The 1,668-nt window shown below is 71.3% G+C and carries 2 protein-coding genes; both read left to right on the forward strand.

Going from position 1 to position 1,668, the window contains the following annotated elements; genetic code table 11:
• On the forward strand, positions 1 to 714 hold a 714-nt coding region (locus tag B4E30_RS15220; protein WP_286796013.1), incomplete at its 5' end, for an acyl-CoA dehydrogenase.
• Between the two features lie 51 nt (positions 715 to 765).
• The coding region (locus B4E30_RS15225) for a DNA repair protein RadA (RefSeq protein WP_286796014.1) at positions 766 to 1,668 on the forward strand (903 nt) is incomplete at its 3' end.

Consider the following 1,668-nt stretch of genomic DNA (forward strand, 5'->3'; position numbering starts at 1 on the left):
TTCCTGACCTCGCAGCAGGATGCGGTCGCACGCGACGGCGGATGGAGCCTCACCGGTCGCAAACTCTTCGTCTCCGGTTCGGAGGCCGCCGACCACCTGTTCCTCAACGCCCGTGTCGAGGGCGGCCCCGCCTTCTTCGGGGTGACCATCGACGACACGGTCTCCTTCCCGCCGATCGACGAGACCATGGGCATGCGCGCGACCCGCAGCCGCACGATCGTCTTCGACGGCACGCCGCTGCCGGCCGCGCGCCGATGCGGCCCGCCCTCGCCCGACTACGCCAACCTGATCACCGTCGGGTTCGCCTTCATCTCCCTCGGGATCGCCGAGTCCGCGCTCGACGAGCTGACCGCATCCGCCCACCGGGCCAAGGGCGGCGCGATGCTCGCCGACCAGCAGTGGGTCAAGCACGAGACCGGCATGGCGTGGGCGCAGGTGACCGCCGCGCTCCTCATGGCCGAGCGCACCGCGTGGCTCGCCGACGAGAAGAACCCAGAGGCGATGGCCGCGGCGACCGAGACGAAGATGCTCGCCAACGAGGTGGCGAAGTCCACGGCGGCGCTCGCCTTGCGCGTCGGTGGCGGCGGCGCCTATCTCGTGCGCTCACCCATCCAGCGGATCGTGCGCGATGCCCAGGCCGGCGCACTCATGGCCTACTCGGTTCCGTTCAGCCAGGAGGTCGTCGGCGCGGCGGTGCTCGCATCCGGAGCCTGACGCCGCCACCGCCGGCGGCCGATGTCGGAGGGTCCGCGTAGCCTTGCGGTGATGGCCACCAGACGCACCACCCAGACCGCCCCGTACCGGTGCACCGAGTGCGGGTGGACGACGATCAAGTGGGTCGGGCGGTGCGGCGAGTGCCAGCAGTGGGGAACCGTCGTCGAGGCCGCCGAGCAGACCGGCATCGTCCGCTCGGTCACCGCCGTCGCCCCGCCCCCGCAGCGAGCGGCGCGTCCGATCACCGACGTCGACACCCGCGACACACCCCGACGCACGTCGGGCGTGGCGGAGTTCGATCGCGTGCTCGGCGGCGGGGTCGTGCCCGGCGCTGCCATCCTGCTCTCGGGCGAGCCGGGCGTCGGCAAGTCGACGCTGCTCCTCGAGGTGGCGGCGCAGTCGGCCCGGGCCGGCCGACGCGTGCTCTACGCGAGCGGCGAGGAATCCACGGCGCAGGTGCGCCTGCGCGCTGAGCGGACCGGCGCCCTCCACGACCAGCTCTACCTCGCGAGCGAGACCGACCTCGCGACGATCCTCGGGCACATCGACGATGTGTCCCCCGATCTGCTGATCGTCGACTCCGTGCAGACCGTCGCGTCGTCGATGAGCGATGGAATGGCAGGGCATCCGTCGCAGGTGCGCGAGGTCGCGTCGACCCTGATCCGCGTCGCCAAGGAACGGCACCTGCCGGTGATCATCGTCGGCCACGTCACCAAAGACGGATCGATCGCCGGCCCCCGGCTGCTCGAGCACCTCGTCGACGTCGTCTGCCACTTCGAGGGCGACCGGCAGACGTCGCTGCGATTCGTGCGCGCCCTGAAGAACCGCTTCGGCCCCACCGACGAGGTGGGATGCTTCGACATGACCGGCGAGGGCATCGAAGAGGTCCCCGATCCCAGCGCCCTGTTCCTCGGACACGGCGACCCGGTTCCCGGCACGTGTGTGACGATCGCC

Origin of the sequence: Microbacterium sp. UBA3394 (genome assembly GCF_002358725.1) — a bacterium.
In the GTDB taxonomy this organism is placed as follows: Bacteria; Actinomycetota; Actinomycetes; order Actinomycetales; family Microbacteriaceae; genus Microbacterium; species Microbacterium luteum.